Origin of the sequence: Aquimarina mycalae (assembly GCF_029906345.1) — a bacterium.
Lineage (GTDB): Bacteria > Bacteroidota > Bacteroidia > Flavobacteriales > Flavobacteriaceae > Aquimarina.
Window position 1 is genome coordinate 1,027,786 of record NZ_JARYGY010000001.1, and the last position, 16,588, is coordinate 1,044,373.

The 16,588-nt window shown below is 34.0% G+C and carries 12 protein-coding genes, 1 tRNA gene and 1 rRNA gene; 3 read left to right on the forward strand and 11 right to left on the reverse strand.

The features are described from left to right. Positions 1-203: 203 nt before the first annotated feature. Positions 204-1,877 (forward strand): gliding motility lipoprotein GldJ, encoded by a 1,674-nt coding sequence (gene gldJ / locus QBK95_RS04570; RefSeq protein ID WP_280931039.1) that lies wholly within the window; start codon positions 204-206, stop codon positions 1,875-1,877. Positions 1,878-1,957: 80 nt separating this feature from the next. Next, positions 1,958-3,235: a UDP-N-acetylmuramoyl-tripeptide--D-alanyl-D-alanine ligase gene (locus QBK95_RS04575; protein WP_280931041.1), complete on the forward strand. Its 1,278-nt coding sequence runs from the start codon at positions 1,958-1,960 to the stop codon at positions 3,233-3,235. Positions 3,236-3,254: 19 nt separating this feature from the next. Here the strand turns inward: QBK95_RS04575 and QBK95_RS04580 are convergent, their stop codons facing one another. From QBK95_RS04580 to QBK95_RS04625, 10 genes are all read right to left on the reverse strand, one after another. Continuing rightward, positions 3,255-4,328 (reverse strand): DUF2652 domain-containing protein, encoded by a 1,074-nt coding sequence (locus QBK95_RS04580; RefSeq protein ID WP_280931043.1) that lies wholly within the window; start codon positions 4,326-4,328, stop codon positions 3,255-3,257. 173 nt (positions 4,329-4,501) lie between these two features. Next, positions 4,502-5,680 carry a cytochrome-c peroxidase gene (locus QBK95_RS04585; protein WP_280931045.1) on the reverse strand — a complete coding sequence of 393 codons (1,179 nt, stop codon included), beginning with the start codon at positions 5,678-5,680 and terminating at the stop codon, positions 4,502-4,504. A 162-nt stretch (positions 5,681-5,842) separates the two neighbouring features. Continuing rightward, positions 5,843-5,917 (reverse strand) — tRNA-Val (locus QBK95_RS04590). 69 nt (positions 5,918-5,986) lie between these two features. Beyond that, positions 5,987-7,177 (reverse strand): bifunctional folylpolyglutamate synthase/dihydrofolate synthase, encoded by a 1,191-nt coding sequence (locus QBK95_RS04595; protein ID WP_348637320.1) that lies wholly within the window; start codon positions 7,175-7,177, stop codon positions 5,987-5,989. A 34-nt stretch (positions 7,178-7,211) separates the two neighbouring features. After that, positions 7,212-9,737: a T9SS type A sorting domain-containing protein gene (locus QBK95_RS04600; protein ID WP_280931047.1), complete on the reverse strand. Its 2,526-nt coding sequence runs from the start codon at positions 9,735-9,737 to the stop codon at positions 7,212-7,214. 95 nt (positions 9,738-9,832) lie between these two features. Next, positions 9,833-10,744: an energy transducer TonB gene (locus QBK95_RS04605; protein ID WP_280931049.1), complete on the reverse strand. Its 912-nt coding sequence runs from the start codon at positions 10,742-10,744 to the stop codon at positions 9,833-9,835. 3 nt (positions 10,745-10,747) lie between these two features. Then, entirely contained in the window at positions 10,748-11,140 is a 393-nt protein-coding gene (locus QBK95_RS04610; protein ID WP_280931050.1) for an ExbD/TolR family protein, read from the reverse strand. A gap of 1 nt (position 11,141) precedes the next feature. Then, positions 11,142-11,828 (reverse strand): MotA/TolQ/ExbB proton channel family protein, encoded by a 687-nt coding sequence (locus QBK95_RS04615; RefSeq protein ID WP_280931077.1) that lies wholly within the window; start codon positions 11,826-11,828, stop codon positions 11,142-11,144. Positions 11,829-11,914: 86 nt separating this feature from the next. Next, positions 11,915-13,387 (reverse strand): sodium/proton antiporter NhaB, encoded by a 1,473-nt coding sequence (gene nhaB / locus QBK95_RS04620; protein WP_280931052.1) that lies wholly within the window; start codon positions 13,385-13,387, stop codon positions 11,915-11,917. A 28-nt stretch (positions 13,388-13,415) separates the two neighbouring features. Beyond that, complete coding sequence (locus tag QBK95_RS04625) at positions 13,416-14,642, reverse strand: Glu/Leu/Phe/Val dehydrogenase dimerization domain-containing protein (RefSeq protein WP_280931054.1); 1,227 nt, start codon at positions 14,640-14,642, stop codon at positions 13,416-13,418. A 439-nt stretch (positions 14,643-15,081) separates the two neighbouring features. On the opposite strand from QBK95_RS04625, the gene QBK95_RS04630 reads away from it, so the two are divergent. Next, positions 15,082-16,224: an acyl-CoA dehydrogenase gene (locus QBK95_RS04630; RefSeq protein WP_280931055.1), complete on the forward strand. Its 1,143-nt coding sequence runs from the start codon at positions 15,082-15,084 to the stop codon at positions 16,222-16,224. Between the two features lie 259 nt (positions 16,225-16,483). On the opposite strand, the gene rrf is transcribed toward QBK95_RS04630, so the two are convergent. Further along, a 5S ribosomal RNA gene (gene rrf, locus QBK95_RS04635) occupies positions 16,484-16,588 on the reverse strand; the annotation flags it as partial.

Below are 16,588 nucleotides of genomic sequence, written 5' to 3' on the forward strand. Positions count from 1 at the left end.
CGGGTTTAACACAGTTTTAGTGTTCCGCAAATTATGGTTTTTCTTCAAAAATAATAATAAACACAAAAATATTACGTTAAACCAAAGTCAATCATAAAAACTTATTTTTTTACGATTTGATATTATTTTAAAAATATTAGGGTAAATTTAACGTTAATTATTATATTGCAAGCCCTAATTTCTACTTTAACGAACTTAAGATTATGAAAAACGCGTTAGTTTTTAAGTCGCTAATGGTCCTTACCATTAGTACCTTACTGTTTAGCTGTAACAAGACAGATTACGGCAACAGTTCTAGAGCCACTGGCTGGAAATACAACTCCAAAGATGGTGGATTTCAAGTAAACACTAATTACAAAGAACAGGAGACAGGTCCAGGCTTAGTCTTTGTTGAGGGAGGAACCTTCACAATGGGACGAGTACAGGATGATGTTATGCATGACTGGAACAATACCCCTACTCAACAGCACGTACAATCTTTTTATATGGACGAGACGGAAGTCACTAATGTGATGTATCTTGAATATTTAGATTGGCTAAAAGGCGTATACCCTCCTACAGAACCAAAATATAAAAATATATATCACGGAGCACTTCCTGATACATTAGTATGGAGAAATCGATTAGGTTTCAACGAAATGATGACGAATAACTACCTTCGCCATCCTGCATATGCTAATTATCCTGTAGTAGGTGTTAACTGGATCCAAGCTGTAGAATTCAGTAAATGGAGAACAGATCGTGTTAATGAAAGAATTCTAGAAGAAGAACAAGTAATAAAGGAAAACGCTCCTTTTGAAGATGTTTCTGCAGAGAGTACTTTTAACACAGATACATACTTAAATGCTCCTACACAAACCTACGGAGGTAACGATGAAGCTACCAGAGGAGGTAAAAAATCAGAACAGTATGAGAAAAGAAATGACTCTACTGGTTTATACATCCAACGTAAAGATGGATTACTTTTGCCTAAATACAGACTCCCTACAGAAGCTGAATGGGAATATGCTGCACTAGGATTAGTAGAATTAAGAAGTTATAATATCTATAGAGGTAGAAAAAAATATCCTTGGGACGGACAATATACACGTTCTGGAAAAAGAAGAACACGTGGTGATCAATTAGCTAACTTTAAGCAAGGTGATGGTGATTATGGTGGTATTGCAGGATGGAGTGATGATGGTGCAGATATTACTGCCCCAGTAGCATCTTACGACCCTAATGATTATGGTCTTTATGATATGGCGGGTAACGTAGCAGAATGGGTAGCTGATGTATACAGACCAATCGTAGATGATGAGTATAATGATTTTAACTACTATAGAGGTAACGTATATACTAAAAATGCTATAAACCCTGATGGGACTGTAAAAATTGTAACTACAGATTCTATTATTTATGACACTTTAAGTAATGGAAAAATTGTTGCCAGAGTATTACCAGGAGGAATCTTACAAACTCCAGTTGATGAAAACGAAACCTATCTAAGAACAAACTTTACACAAAGTGATAATCGTAACTTTAGAGATGGTGACAAAAGTTCTTCTAGATATTATGAAGGATTTCAGGATGAAAATACTCCTAATAGAAGAATGTATAACTCTCCTATTCATAAAGTAGAGCCAAGTGCAGAAGATAGCACAAAACTAGACAGACAATATGATGAATCTAGTAAGAGAACTACTATTGTAAGTGAAGAAGTAAGAGTATATAAAGGTGGTTCATGGAAAGATAGAGCATATTGGTTAGATCCTGCTCAGAGAAGATTTTTCCCTCAGGATATGGCTACCGATTACATAGGATTTAGAAATGCAATGTCTCGTGTAGGTGAAAAGGCTAAAAACAAAAAAACACCTAAACACCGAAGTCCAAGATAAAACAGAGACATTATTAGTTCGTTATAAAAAATTAAAGCCCTGTCTAAATGCACAGGGCTTTTTAATACAGTTATAATACAATGGATATTGCAAAAATACACCAGATATTTATTGAAAGCAGCGGTGTTTGTACAGATACAAGAAAGATTACCGACAAGAATCTTTTTTTTGCATTAAAAGGGGATAATTTTAACGGCAACACTTACGCTCAACAGGCAATTAAAAAAGGAGCTTCTTACGCCATAATAGATGAAAAAGAATATATCACTTCAGAAAAACATATTCTTGTTGATAACGTTCTAAAAACATTACAAGATTTAGCATCTTATCATAGAAAGTATTTAAATATTCCGATAATTGCACTTACTGGAAGTAATGGTAAAACAACCACAAAAGAATTAATTAACTGTGTACTTTCATCAAACTACAATACAACCGCTACTTTAGGCAATCTCAACAATCATATCGGAGTACCTCTTACACTGCTTTCAATGAATCAAAAAACTGAAATCGGAATTGTAGAAATGGGCGCAAATCATCTTAAGGAAATAGGATTCTTATGCAGTATTGCTACTCCTGACTTTGGTTATATCACAAATATAGGAAAAGCTCACTTAGAAGGATTTGGGAGTTTAGCAGGTGTTTTGCAAGGTAAAACTGAGCTTTATACATATTTAAAGAAATCCAATAAGCTGGTTTTTCTTAACACAGAAGATACCAAACTTGCGAATGAAGCAAAAGGAATGAAAGCATTTACTTTTTCGTCATCTGATAAAAGTGATGTATCTGTACAATTACAAGCCGTAAACCCAATGGTTAGTATTCGTTATACAGACAACATTATACACAGCAATCTGATTGGCGCTTATAACTTTACTAATATTGCCGCAGCAATCACTATTGGCAATTATTTCAAAATTAATCCTGATCAGATTAAATCAGCTATCGAATCATATATCCCTGACAATAATCGATCACAAATCATAAAAAAAAGCCAAACCACTGTCATTTTAGACGCTTATAACGCAAACCCAACTAGCATGCGGGCTGCTCTAAATAATTTTGAGGAATTAAAATATGACACCAAAACAGTATTTCTCGGTGATATGTTTGAACTTGGTAAAGATGCTGCAGAAGAACATCAGGAAATCGTTGATCAAGCCATTCAAAATTCTTTTAACACCATATACTTAATTGGGCACAATTTTTATAACACTATTTCTAGTGATATGCGTATTCGTAAATTTAAATCTTATGATGATTTCTTAGAAAAAGAATCCTTAGCTCAAATCAAAGACGCAGTTCTTATAAAAGGATCTAGAGGGATGAAGCTAGAACGAATTCTGGATCTAATTTAATCAAGAATCATTTTACTTTCTATTTATTGATATAAATTTCAAGATTATGTAAGGATTCTTTTAAAGACTTTCTGAAGGATCTTTTTATCACTAATAACAACATAATCTTTTTAAAGATCGATATTGCTTTAGGATATATTTCTACTATTAATATACACCTATCATCGGAAATCGGAGTAATTATATAAAATTGATGCAATGAATCAATGATTGGAACATCAGTGGTAACCTCTCCATATACAAGCTGACCTGGTTCTACCGTTTTTGTCACTGTTGTAAAATTTAGTCGTTTACCATCAATAACACATACATGTTCTGTACCTAATCTAGTAACCTCACCTGGGTCATATTCAAATTCATCTACTCCTTTTACCCAATGATGACGATAACTATAATTAGTAATATACTCCAACAATTCCTGTCCAGAAACATCATACTCTTTTTCAATTACTATCGCTGGTTTACGGTTCAACTGAACCTCATAAGGTGTTTCATAAGAAGTAAGCTTAAGTTTTTCTTTATCAATTTCAGAAAAAAGGTATTTAATGTTTTTACCATCATAACTATCTTCATTCTTAGAAAAACCGAATAGCTGACTTTTATAATCATCTGAAATTCCAATAACTTTAGATAAATCCTCACTTAATAAAGCATAATTATCACTAGCAATTGAATTCTTTAACAATCGATGTGCTTCAATCACAACCTGACCAAAAGGTTTTCGTTTTTCTTGTACCGTAATAAACTGCAATTCTCCGCTATGCGCAATAATCTTTAATTGTAAATTAGACGCTGAAGCACAGGCATTGCAAGGACATACTCGATTCTTTTCCAACAATTTTAAATGACTATAAAACGCAGTAAACATGGTCTCTATTTGCGCTAACAATTTTTCTTGTGAAGGTACTTCGCCTTCTTTATAAAAAAACAATGCATCTCCTTCTACTTCTGCCAATCGTAATCGCTGCGTGTTTGCTTTAATTAAAATTTCCAGTAATTCTGCAATCACGTGCTGACTATGTTCCACCTCCGTAGTTTGAACAAACTGCGTATAACCAGATATATCTGGAATAAAAAGTAATGAATTGGACATTAAAACAAATTTGATTGTACAGCTACTAAAGCTAACGATTTATTATCAACGTAAATTGATTTTATAAATAATTTAGGAAACAATAGCAGGAATATTTACCAAAACTTATGTTCTTATCACAAATCAATTTTAATTATCCAAGTCACCTTATTTTAAAAGCAACTACATAAATACTAATTTAAAAACGGATCACTCCATTTTAAATCGGTATATACATTGGTCCCTGACAATGTTTTTACAAATGCTTCTAAAGCCAGAATTTCTTCATTGGATAGGTTTAAATTTTGCCCATTTCCTCCTGGTCCACCTCTAAGTCGATTATCGAGATTAGGATTTCCTGTAGGATCTATATTATTGTAATGATTTACCACCTGAATAAAAGTACTCATACTTGCATCATGCATCAATGCTCCGTTTAACACACCAGCACTATTAAACACATCTCTTATAGACGGAGATCTTGTTATGGTATAATCTGTTGCTTCTGGATCTCCAAGCACTCCAAATATACCATTATTGCGGCTCTGTGGGTCAATATCAAACTCTGGAGCGGTATGACAAGCTACGCAACCTGCTCCATTTTGATTCGGCGGTGTCATGAATAAGCTTTTTCCTAAATTTTCTTGTGCTGTAAAATTTGGAAAATCCTGATTCTCATTTTGAACCATTCCTATACCTATATCGTATTTAGAATCAAAAGACTGTATACTTCTAATAAATTGAGCTAAACTTTCTTGTAAACGGGTTTCTGTAATCACGTTATCTCCATATGCAAAAGTGAACAACTCCTGATAATAGTCTAAATCTCCAAGTTTAACCAATAAGTCAGCCAAGCTTGGATCACCATTAGCTCCACTAAATCCCATTTCGGCATGATCTTGTATTGGTTGTGTAGTTTGTTCTTCAAGTGTATTAGCACGTTCATCCCAGAAAAAATTATCTTCTCGAGCGAATCTAGCATTCACCAATCGCATGCTATGTCTTCCTGTTTCTCCATTTACACCAATACTAGCATCATTAATATCTCCAAAAGCAAAAGCTTGCTGATGACAACTAGCACACGCTACTGTATTATTAGATGATAAATTCTTATCGTAAAAAAGAACACGCCCTAACGTTGCTTTCTCATCACTTATGGCATTTCCCGCGGTATTATCCTGTGTTATATAATTAGGAATGATTTGATTTTCATAATTATACAAATCATTTACATCAATGTTTTGCCCAAAAACATCAGAAATCACAGACTGATCTATAACATCTTCATTTTCTATTTGAACGTATTCATCTTCATTTCCTGAGCAAGAAGCTCCTATAATTGCTAGAGCTAATAACAAGATTCTTATATGCATATTATTTTGGGTTTTTATATTTAGATGCTATTAGAAAAATAAACTTGCGGTGAAGTTTATTTTTTTTATAAAAGATATAGAATTGATACCACTATCTAGTAGTTATAAAGAAGGGATAAAAAAAATCCATTCAAAAAAATTGAATGGATTTTTTATTTAATGTGGGCGCTAAGGGATTCGAACCCCTGACCCCTTGGGTGTAAACCAAGTGCTCTGAACCAACTGAGCTAAGCGCCCGCTATCTTGCGATTGCGGATGCAAATATAAGACAGTTTTACAGTCTACCAAAAGAATTTTAAAGAAAAATTAAATTATTTCTCCTACTACAAATGTACTACCGCCTACATATATTAGATCACCATCCTTAGCTTGCTGTAATGCAGCCTGATACGCTTTCTGTACAGAATCATAGGTATCCCCTTTTAAACCGAATTTTTCTGCCTCTTTTTTTAAAACTTTTTCCTCCAACCCTCTTTTTATATCAGGCTTTGTAAAAAAATATATTGCTTTAGTTGGAAAAAGGGGTAAAATATCATCTAGAACTTTATCATTAACTACACCTAAAACTATATATAGGTTTTCATATTTTTCTTCTGATAATTGTTTTATCACACTTTTTAAACCATCTTCGTTATGTGCAGTGTCACATATTACCTTAGGAGTTTTTTGCAACACTTGCCATCTTCCTAGCAATCCTGTATTACTAACTACAGCCAATAAACCTTTTTGTATAATTTCATTCTCTATATCCCAACCGTTTGCTTTTAAAACAGAAAGCGTCTGCAAAGCGGTCTTCATATTTTCTTTTTGATACCCTCCTTTTAAATCAGTCTCAAAAATATCTCCTTTATAATTTTCCGCTAAAAAAACATCGCTATGAAGTCCGGAAGCTTTTTCTCTAAAAACCTGCTCTGTAACAGATGTAGTTCTGCCAATTACTACTGGGATATTTTTTTTTATAATTCCAGCTTTTTCTGATGCTATTTCTGACATCGTAGTACCTAAAAACTGAGTATGATCTATTCCTATATTAGTAATCACTGATATTTCAGGTGTAATGATATTGGTTGAATCTAATCTTCCTCCTAATCCTACTTCGATTACTGCAATATCTACTTTTGACTCAGCAAAATATTGAAAAGCCAAACCTACCGTCATTTCAAAAAAAGATATCTGGTTCTCTTCAAAATAAAATCTATGTGAGTTCATAAAATCAACCACATATTCCTCAGAAATCTTCTTTCCGTTAATTCGAATACGTTCTCTAAAGTCTTTAAGATGCGGCGATGTATACAATCCAACCTTATATCCGGCTTCTTGCAGTACAGAAGCTAACATATGACTCGTGGAACCTTTTCCATTAGTTCCTGCCACATGGATACTTTTAAATTTGGTTTCGGGGTTTTTTAAATACAACGCTAATTCAACTGTATTCGTCAAATCAACTTTATAAGCACTGGCGCCTACGCGTTGATACATCGGTAATTGGGCAAACATCCAATCTAAAGTTGCTTGGTAATCGATAACTATATTATTTTTTAATAAACTTACTAGAATTCGCTCCTACTTCTCCTACTTTTAATATATACAAACCACTAGACAAATCACGTATATCTATTTGCTTATTTTTTTCATCCAACATAAAAGTCTTTTGTATCTGACCTAGTTGATTATAAATAGTAACTTTTTTAGCGGCTAAAAACTCATTAAGTGAAATAGTAATTTTTTCTTTTGCTGGATTTGGATACACAGAAAAGGTATTTTCATTTAAAACCACATCCTCAACGTTTAATACATTCTGGTTTATATTGATTCTATAGCTAGATCTACCGTATGTCCCTGCATATAAAAATCCCGTTGCCTCATCTATATGAAGATCTGTAACTACTACAGATGGCATATTATCTCCAAACGTATTCCAGGAGACACCCGCATCCGACGAAGCTAACACTCCGATGTCGGTTCCCAAAAACAAATTATCAAACTCATCTATTTCAATATCGCTTACTGGTATATCTGGCAATCCACTTGAAAGATCAGTCCAATTAGCACCATTATTATTACTACTAAAAACATGTCCATTATCTTCTCCATAACGATATCCAGAAAAAGTCACATAAACTGTATTAACAGTATTTGGGGAAGCCTGAACTCTAGTTACCCATCTATTAGGTAAGGTTGATGATATATTGGTCCAGGATGTTCCGCCATTAACCGTACTCCAAACATTACCATCATCTGTTCCAACATAAATAATATCGCTATCAATTGGCGAAACATCAATAGTAGTAATTGTACCAAAATTAAGATTACCCATTCCAGATCCATTAGTAAGGTCTGCACTAATAGAAACCCAATTATCCCCAGAATCTGTAGATTGATACAACCTATTAGTTCCATAATACATTATAGAATTATCAGCTGAATCAAATGCAATAGGCGTATCCCAATTATTACGGTCAGAAGGATCTATCCCATTAAGAATTAAATTAAACGAAGCTGCGTCGTCAATAGACTTCGATAAAAAACCTCTTTGAGAAAGCGCATAGATAATACTAGAGTTTGTATTGTTAACCAATGGCTGAAAACCATCACCTCCATTTATAATCGACCAATCAGACAAACCTCCTGTAGTAGTTCTTATCGTACTATTATCTTGACACCCACCATACAATCTATTATTATTTTGAGGATCCACATAAAACCTATAAAACTGGGTTATCGGTAATTTTAAATCTTTGGTATATGAATCACCACTATTCGTAGTTCTAAAAAGACCTCCATCATTTCCTAAAAATACTTCATTAGAATTGATTGGGTTAAAAGCTAATGCGTGCTGATCTACATGGGTATTAATAAAAGTGTTTTGCCAATTCATACCACCATCTTCTGTTTTTTGCATATCAAATCCTACGTGATACACAATATCTTCATCAGAAGGATCAATAAAGAGCCCTCCAAACCACCAGTGAAAACCTACATTAGTAAGCTGATTAGAATTTACAGTAATCCAATTATCTCCACCATCACTGGTTCTATAAACACCTTGTATATTACCAATCGCATCGGCATAAGATGCATATAACACATTAGGGTTAGATTGCGAAATATCGATACTAATTCGGCCTTTTAAATTACCATTTGTTGGCAAGCCTGTAGTTAATTCTGTCCAATTATCTCCTCCATCTATAGATCTATAAATTCCTGATGTAGGCCCTCCATATGTTCTATTTTGGGGTGTACGTTCACGTTCCCAGGTTACAGCATACACAATATTGGAGTTCGTAGGGTGAATAGCCATATCGATTACTCCTGTTTTAGCACTAATGAATAATACCTTCTCCCAACTATCTCCTCCATCTGTACTTCTATATACTCCTCGATTATTATCATTTCGAAACAAAGGTCCCATTGCTCCCACATAAATTTGATCATTATTCATCGGATCAATAATAATCTTACTTATACTACCTACATCCTGTAAGCCCTTAGATTCCCATGTATCTCCTCCATCTATACTCTTATAAACACCATCTCCATCATATGCTAAGGATCCACCTCCTGCATTAACTTCTCCAGTACCTACATACACCAGATTATTATTTGTTTTAGAAATTTCTATATCTCCTATAGACAGCATTGGCTGATCATCAAATATCGGTTGCCAGCTTGCTGCATTATCAGTAGACCTAAAAACTCCACCTGAAGCAGCTCCAACATACAATGTAGTAGTAGATCCTGACGGTATTTCAATATCTGTAATACGACCACCTATATTAAGTGGCCCAGTAAATTCCCATACATTGGCAATCCTCTTAGAGTTTTTCTTAGTTTGACGTTTCCAGGCTATACCTTCTTGAATTGCTCCAGATTTTATTTCTCCATTAGGATACGCTCTTTGCATAAAAAGCAAGTCATTAGGAAGTTTATCTTTTTTTTCTAAAAGATTTGTGTTTTGGCTGTTTAACGTATATCTACTATTAGAGACAAAATAGTAACACATCAAAAATAAAACACATCCAATGGCAAGTAAGGAAGAGAGTTTTTTTAAATTCATTGTAGCCCTTTTAAATTCAAAAATCGATTAAAGGTACTCATTCTAAATAAAGAAGAAATATTAAAAACCAAAATTATCTATTTGATCATTTGTGATTATTCACCTAGACCAAAAGTAATTTCTACAAATCCAATTTGTTTTGCTGGAGCTTTTGGATCTGCTTTCCATCTAAAGGTCAATGCTGTTTTTTTTGCTGGATCCAAAAGACATTTTGCACTATTAGTAGTTCCCTTTACACCAGGAATTGCCTGAACAACTCGACCTTGTCTATTCACCACAATTTTCACAACTACTCGTCCTGTTTCATTGCATTCTTGTACAACCTTAGAATTGGTTGGGCGACCTCTACCATTAAGACCATATCCTACTCCACCAGTTCCTCCAGGTCCAGGTTGACCATAATAGCTAGTAGCATACGGATTCCCATTTGGATTTCCTTTATCACCTGCCTTATTATCGTCACCTTCTCCGCCTTTTGTTTTTCCATCACTTTTAGGTCCATTCGAAAAACTATCTAATATATCTAATGTAGATTTATCTGGTTTAGTATCTGGTTTTTTTTCTTCAACCTTTTCTACTGGTTTTTTAATCGGTTTTTTAATCGGTTTTTCAACTGGTTTCTGTTCAATAGGTTTATCCTTTGGTTTTTCCTTTGGTTTCTCAACCTTCTTTTTAGGTTCTTTTTTTGGTTTTTCCTCTACTACTGGAGCATCTTCGATCTCTTGAGTAACTACTTCTTCTGTAATTTCAGGAGTTTCTGGTTCTGGTTCTGGAGTAACAGGTGTTGGTTCTGGAGTAGTTTGTTTAGGAGAGGATTTAATAGCTTCTTTGGGTTGTATATTTCCCGATCCCGTAAGTGTTGTACCAAAATTAACCGCAATACCACCTTCTGGTGTCGGATCTAAATAGCTTAATCCCAGATAAAACAATAAAAAAATAATAGCCACGTGTAATATAGTCGTGATTACAAAAGATTTCTTTTTATGTTTCGTATCTAATTTCAGCATTAATTATTCTGGTTTTACCGCTAATATTACTTTAAATTTATTTCTGTTAGCTATATCCATCACACCAACAGCTTTCTCAATTGGAACTCCTTCTTCGGCTCTAAGAATAATTGTTGGCTCGTTCTGACCTGCTAATTTAGATCTTAACGTAGATTCTAACCTACTCTGACTTATACGCTCATTATCAACATAATACTGTAATTTATTAGTAATACTTACTGATATATTTTGTACGTTAGAGCTCTTCCCTTTGGCTTTAGGCAATATCAAATCCAATGCTTCTGGAGTTATTGTTGGTGATGTCAATAAAAAAAACACCAATAACAAAAACACAATATCCGTCATGGAGGACATGCTAAATTCTGGGCTTACTTTATTTCTTCCTCTTAAATTCATATTAAGCAGGTTCGTTTAACAGGTCTAGAAAATCTACGGCTGTAGCTTCCATTTGATGTACAACTTTATCTGTTCTAACTACCAAATGATTATATCCAATATATGCTACAATACCTACTACAAGCCCAGCAACTGTTGTTGTCATCGCTGTATAAATCCCTTCTGCCAGAGATCCCATATCCGCACTTCCAGAGCTAGATGCTAGATTATGAAAAGCCAAAATCATACCAATTACAGTCCCTAAGAATCCTATCATCGGAGCAGCACCTGCTACAGTAGCAAGAATACTTACATTTTTCTCCAACTTATACACTTCTAAACGCCCTGCATTTTGTATTGCAGTATTAATATCTTCTAAAGGATTACCAATTCTAGAAATTCCCTTTTCCGTTAATCTAGAAACGGGATTATTGGTTTGCGCACATAAAATTTTAGCAGCTTCTATTTTACCGCTTGCCACATTATCTCTTATCTGATGCATAAAGCTTTCGTCGTACTTAGATGCCGCTTTTATAGCAAAAATTCTTTCAAAATAAATATAAACTGCCACAAATAATAGTACAAAAAGAATTGCAATAATAACTACTCCTCCTGTTCCTCCACTAAGCAACAGGTCGATTATTGATAATGTTTTCTCTTCTATTTCTGGATCAATTTCTTTGGTGTTTTGGGCTAAGGCACCGAGCATTAATAAATAGGTCATATGTATTCTTGTTAATTTAGTGTTAGTATACTAACGTTATTTATACTGGTTAAGTATAATCCTTCTAAATGCTATAATATATAAATTATTCCTAATAGGCCTATTCCTCCTAATACAATGGTATAAGGCAATGCCATTTTTACCATTCTTCCGTATGACAATCCAATTAAAGGAGCCAAAGAGGAAGTTAACAAAAATAAGAACGCTGCTTGCCCATTAGGTGTTGCAACACTAGGTAAATTTGTTCCTGTATTTATTGCTATTGCCAGTTTTTCAAACTGCTCTCTAGTAATAGCTCCATTATCAAAAGCTTGTTTTACTTCTCCAATATATACTGTAGCTACAAATACATTATCACTAATCATTGATAATACCCCATTAGCAACATAAAACATAGAAGGTTGTTTAGCTGGGTCTAATGATAATGCCCAATCTATAATCGGAGTAAAAAGATGTTGGTCATGGATCATTGCCACTATAACGAAGAAAACCACCAGTAAAGCTGTAAAAGGCAAAGCTTCTTCAAAGGCTTTACCTAATTGATGTTCTTCTGTGATTCCCATAAAAGCAGTTTGTACAATAATCAATGCTAAACCAATAAATCCTACTGGAGCTAAATGCAACGCCAAACCAATTATTAGCAATATTCCAGATATTGCTTGTACTATTAGTCCGTATTTAGATTTGTCTGATCGATTTGCATCTTCTTGATCCGTGTAATTTTCTATAATTCTTCTTGCTACTTCTGGTAATTTTGCTCCAAAACCAAACGATCCTGTAAGTTCTAAAACAACTGTGGTTAATAACCCCGCTCCTAGCACAGGTAAAGTTATAGGAGCCATTTTTACGAAGAATTCTATAAAATCCCATCCCATTCGTTCTCCAATTAGTAAATTTTGAGGTTCTCCAACTAACGTACAAACTCCCCCAAGAGCAGTTCCTACCACTCCGTGCATCACTAAACTTCTTAGAAAACTCCTAAATTCCTCCAATGTTTCTCCACTCAATTCTTTTCTATCCAATGTACCATCATGGTCAAAATCCGAAGCTGGCATAGAATGAATTTTATGATATACTCCATAAAAACCAACAGCAACACTAATTAATACGGCTGTAACTGTTAAAGCATCTAGAAAAGCGGAAAGTACAGCCGCAAGAAATACAAACAACAAGGAAAGTACCATCTTTGATTTTATCTTAGTAAATACTTTACTAAAAATATACATCAGCAAAGGTTTCATAAAATAAATCCCTGCTACCATAAACACCAATAACAGAACCACTTCTAGGTTTTGATCTACTTCATGATATGCATTCTTAGGTGAAGTAAGGTTTAATGCTAGAATTTCTATAGCTAATAATCCCCCAGATTGAAGTGGATAGCATTTCAATGCCATTGCCAGCGTAAAAATAAACTCTCCTATAAACAACCATGCGGTAACTGTGGGACCTAAGACAAAATAGGACAACACATTAAAAATGAGAAATCCTATCATTATTGTTTTAAACCATTTTGGGCTATTTCCTAAAAAATATTTTAACATAGTATACGTTATTATAGTTGTGTTACAATTAAACCAGCTGTTTGAATGCTATTTCAAATGCTGTTCTACTTATATTGGTTTTAGAATTATCCTTATCAAAAATTCTTTGTATCGCATCTTTAATAGTCTGCGATGTATCATTAAAAATTGCTTCATCGGTCATCAGTACTCTTCTTTCCATAAAATACGCAAATACTCTTGCCATTCCACAATTAGAAATAAAATCTGGTACTAGACTAACTTGTTCATCAGTATATTCCATTATCGAACCAAAAAATATTTCTTTGTCGGCAAAAGGAACATTAGCACCACAAGAGATTACTTCTAATCCAGAGTTTATCATCTGCGTAATCTGGTTCTTAGTAATTAACCTTGAAGCCGCACATGGAGCGAATATTTCTGTCTGAATTGACCAAATTCTTTCATTTAACTCTTCAAATGGAATTAAAGTCTCACTATACAATTTATTTCCCTTTTTATTAAGGTATAATTCCTTAATCTCATCAAAAGAAAAACCATCTTCATTTATCAATCCTCCTGCATGATCTATAATCCCAACAACTTTAGCACCCATCTCAGAAAGGTAATATGCCGCTGCAGATCCTACATTACCAAACCCTTGTACAATGGCTTTTTTTCCTTCTACACTACCTCCATAGATGTCATAATAATGTCTTACGGCTTCTGCTACTCCATATCCAGTAATCATATCTGCAACAGTATATTTTCTAGACACATCGGGTGAAAACATAGTGTTTTCCAGTACTTTTATCACTCCTTGACGTAATTGACCTATCCTATTTATTTTATCCGCTTCTGTAGGCTGAAAATGTCCATTAAAAACACCTTCTTGAGGATGCCAAACACCACAATTTTCTGTAATAGGTATTACTTCGTGAATTTCATCTACATTTAAATCTCCTCCAGTTCCATAGTAACTTTTAAGAAGTGGAGAAACAGCTTTATACCATCTTTCTAAAACTCCCTTTTTTCTTGGATCATTAGGATCAAAATTAATTCCAGATTTGGCTCCTCCGATTTCAGGTCCCGAAACTGTGAACTTCACCTCCATGGTTTTTGCAAGTGATAGGACTTCGTTCATATCTAATCCTAATCTCATTCTGGTACCACCACCAGCAGCTCCTCCTCTAAGAGAATTAATAACAGCCCAACCTTCAGCTTCGGTTTCAGAATCCTTCCAGTTAAAAACTATTTCTGGAGTTTTATTTTCGTATTTTTTTAATAGTTCTTTCATTTTTAAAATTTCAATTTACACAAATGCACTTTAGTCCTAAGACTTTATCTATCCTAAATTTCTAATTAAATACACCTCCATTACGGAGTTAGTGTTGTCTCATAACAAATGATTTTAATAAATTGAAATGTGCTACGTGAGCGAATTCACAAATATAAAAAACTTAATAGGGTGAAAGCTTAAATTATCCAAAATAATAATTCAAAAATAATGCCTATTGGTTTAATAAAATATTTGTTAAAAACTAAGTGAAATCACCCATTAAAAGCAACTATTTAATGATCAAAAAAAGAAAAATCAAAAAAGAAAAAAAACATCAAAACTATCGTATTATAACTTATATTTGTTGGATTAATAAAAATATCGAGTTTATCTCGATTTATTTTCATCAAAAAGTAGAATATGCGTGTTATGCACGCACAGTAAATCAGGATCAAATATGGACTTTAAACTATCCGAAGAACAATTAATGATACGCGATGCAGCTCGTGATTTTGCCAAGGCTGAATTATTACCAGGAGTAATCGAAAGAGATAATAAACAAGAATTTCCTGCTGAACAAGTAAAAAAGATGGGAGAACTTGGATTTTTAGGAATGATGGCTTCGCCAGAGTATGGAGGTGGAGGTATGGATACTCTTTCATATGTACTGGTTATGGAAGAATTATCCAAAATAGATGCTTCCTGTTCTGTAATTGTATCGGTTAATAATTCTTTGGTATGTTGGGGACTTGATACTTATGGAACTCCTGAACAAAAAGAAAAATATCTCTCCAAATTAACTACTGGAGAATCTATTGGAGCATTTTGTTTATCTGAACCTGAAGCAGGTAGTGATGCTACTTCACAAAAAACCACAGCAATTGACAAAGGTGATCACTATATTCTTAATGGAACCAAAAACTGGATCACCAATGGAGGCACTTCAGATTACTACCTAGTTATAGCTCAAACAGATAAAGAAAAGAAACATCGTGGAATCAATGCCTTTATTGTAGAGAAAGGATGGGAAGGTTTTGAAATTGGCCCGAAAGAAGATAAATTAGGAATTAGAGGAAGTGATACTCATTCTCTTATTTTCAATGATGTAAAAGTTCCTAAAGAGAATAGAATTGGAGAAGATGGATTTGGTTTTAAATTTGCTATGAAAACATTAGCTGGTGGTCGGATTGGTATTGCTGCTCAAGCTTTAGGTATTGCTCAAGGAGCTTACGAATTAGCAAAAGAGTATTCGAAAGTTAGAAAAGCTTTTGGTACTGAAATTATGAACCATCAAGCAATTGCTTTTAAGCTTGCTGATATGCACGTTCAAATTGAATCTGCTAGAATGTTAGTATATAAAGCAGCAATGGATAAAGATAATCACGAAAATTATGACCTATCGGGAGCTATGGCCAAGTTAGCGGCTTCGCAAGCGGCAATGGATGTCACTGTAGAAGCAGTACAAGTACATGGTGGTAATGGTTTTGTAAAAGAATATCATGTAGAACGATTAATGCGTGATGCTAAGATCACACAGATTTATGAAGGAACGAGCGAGATTCAAAAAATTGTAATCTCCAGAAGTATTCTTAGAGACTAATTAGTTAAATACTCTCTATTAAAAAGCCCAAATTGTAGTTGCAATTTGGGCTTTTAGTTTATAGTATACTCCAGTTATTAAGTTCATTACCGATTCATTATACTAACATCTTTCACTTTAACAATAAAATTGGTAATCATCTGATTTTAAAAAATCACTTTATTGATCATCCTTCTGATTAACATTATTATAATCAATCTATACATTTTAATTTTCAGGTATAAAAAAACCCTTCATTATCTATAATGAAGGGTTTCAAGGAAGGCGGCGACCTACTCTCCCACGATTGTAGTACCATTGGCGCTAACGGGCTTAACTTCTCTGTTCGGAATGGTAAGAGGTGAGCCCCGATGCTATAACCACC

What these genes read in the sequence shown, in the direction of transcription:
- QBK95_RS04605 (WP_280931049.1), bottom strand. Translation starts at nt 10,744, where the DNA reads ATGCTGAAATTAGATACGAAACATAAAAAGAAATCTTTTGTAATCACG.
- QBK95_RS04625 (WP_280931054.1), bottom strand. Translation starts at nt 14,642, where the DNA reads ATGAAAGAACTATTAAAAAAATACGAAAATAAAACTCCAGAAATAGTT.
- nhaB (WP_280931052.1), bottom strand. Translation starts at nt 13,387, where the DNA reads ATGTTAAAATATTTTTTAGGAAATAGCCCAAAATGGTTTAAAACAATA.
- QBK95_RS04600 (WP_280931047.1), bottom strand. Translation starts at nt 9,737, where the DNA reads ATGAATTTAAAAAAACTCTCTTCCTTACTTGCCATTGGATGTGTTTTA.
- QBK95_RS04580 (WP_280931043.1), bottom strand. Translation starts at nt 4,328, where the DNA reads ATGTCCAATTCATTACTTTTTATTCCAGATATATCTGGTTATACGCAG.
- gldJ (WP_280931039.1), top strand. Translation starts at nt 204, where the DNA reads ATGAAAAACGCGTTAGTTTTTAAGTCGCTAATGGTCCTTACCATTAGT.
- QBK95_RS04630 (WP_280931055.1), top strand. Translation starts at nt 15,082, where the DNA reads ATGGACTTTAAACTATCCGAAGAACAATTAATGATACGCGATGCAGCT.
- QBK95_RS04615 (WP_280931077.1), bottom strand. Translation starts at nt 11,828, where the DNA reads ATGCTCGGTGCCTTAGCCCAAAACACCAAAGAAATTGATCCAGAAATA.
- QBK95_RS04575 (WP_280931041.1), top strand. Translation starts at nt 1,958, where the DNA reads ATGGATATTGCAAAAATACACCAGATATTTATTGAAAGCAGCGGTGTT.
- QBK95_RS04595 (WP_348637320.1), bottom strand. Translation starts at nt 7,177, where the DNA reads ATGTTTGCCCAATTACCGATGTATCAACGCGTAGGCGCCAGTGCTTAT.
- QBK95_RS04585 (WP_280931045.1), bottom strand. Translation starts at nt 5,680, where the DNA reads ATGCATATAAGAATCTTGTTATTAGCTCTAGCAATTATAGGAGCTTCT.
- QBK95_RS04610 (WP_280931050.1), bottom strand. Translation starts at nt 11,140, where the DNA reads ATGAATTTAAGAGGAAGAAATAAAGTAAGCCCAGAATTTAGCATGTCC.